The sequence below is a fragment of the Streptomyces sp. NPDC015127 genome, assembly GCF_043080095.1.
Taxonomy (GTDB): Bacteria; Actinomycetota; Actinomycetes; order Streptomycetales; family Streptomycetaceae; genus Streptomyces.
Genome location: NZ_JBIBVE010000101.1, coordinates 1 through 1,129 on the forward strand (window position 1 = coordinate 1; position 1,129 = coordinate 1,129).

Here is a 1,129-nt window from a genome sequence, read left to right on the forward strand (position 1 = left end):
CTAGTGATCTGAGTCAGAGATTCGTCGGCAGTATGCGGCGACTTTGTCGAGAATCTCGTCGGCGGTCTTCGTCCAGACGAAGGGCCTCGGGTGCTCGTTCCAGTCGGCGAGCCAGGCTCGGATGTCGCGTTCGAGGGCCTGGACGGAGCGGTGGACACCTCGCTTGAGCTTCTTCTGTGTGAGCTCGGCGAACCACCGCTCCACCAGGTTCAGCCATGACGAACTCGTCGGCGTGAAGTGAAGGTGGAAGCGGGGATGCGCCAGCAGCCACTGCTTGATGGCGGGCGTCTTGTGGGTGACGTAGTTGTCGAGGATCAGGTGCACGTCCAGGTCGGCGGGCACTTCCTTGTCCAGCTTGGTGAGGAACTTCTTGAACTCGACGGCCCGGTGCCGTCGGTGTAGGGAACCGATCACTTTGCCGGTGGCGAGCTCCAGGGCCGCGAACAGGGTGGTGGTGCCGGCGCGGACGTAGTCGTGGCTGCGGCGTTCGGGAACCCCGGGCACCATCGGCAGCACGGGCTGGGACCGGTCCAGGGCCTGGATCTGCGACTTCTCGTCCACACACAGGACCAGGGCCTTCTCCGGCGGGTCCAGATACAGGCCCACCACGTCACGGACCTTGTCGATGAACAGCGGGTCGGTGGAGAGCTTGAACGTCTGTGACCGGTGCGGGGCCAGGGCGAAGGCTCGCCAGATCCGCGAGATGGTGGACTGGGACATGCCTGTGGCCGCTGCCATCGACCTGGTCGACCAGTGAGTGGCGTTCTTCGGCTTCTCCTCCAGCGTCTTGACGATGACACGCTCGACGTCCGCGTCGGTGATCTTCCGGGGAACACCGGGCCGCGGCTCGTCGGACAGGCCGTCCAGGCCTCGTTCGAGGAAGCGCCGCCGCCAGGTGCGGACCATGTCCGCAGTGACACCCAGCCGGCGGGACACCTCCATGATCGAGTGCCCCTCGGCGCACTCCAGCACGATCCTTGAGCGCTGAGCCAGGGCCTGGGCGGTCGAACGACGACGCACCCAGCCCTCCAGCACAGCCCGCTGGGCGTGAGTCAACGACAACGGCGGAATCTTCGGACCCGGACGACTCATACCCAACCAACGACGGATCTCCGACTCAGGTCACTAG

General features: G+C 65.4%; 1 protein-coding gene. It reads right to left on the reverse strand.

Translation table 11 applies throughout. From position 1 onward, the window contains the following. Positions 1–1,092 carry an IS630 family transposase gene (locus ACF08N_RS38125; protein WP_392329274.1) on the reverse strand — a complete coding sequence of 364 codons (1,092 nt, stop codon included), beginning with the start codon at positions 1,090–1,092 and terminating at the stop codon, positions 1–3. Positions 1,093–1,129: the final 37 nt, after the last annotated feature.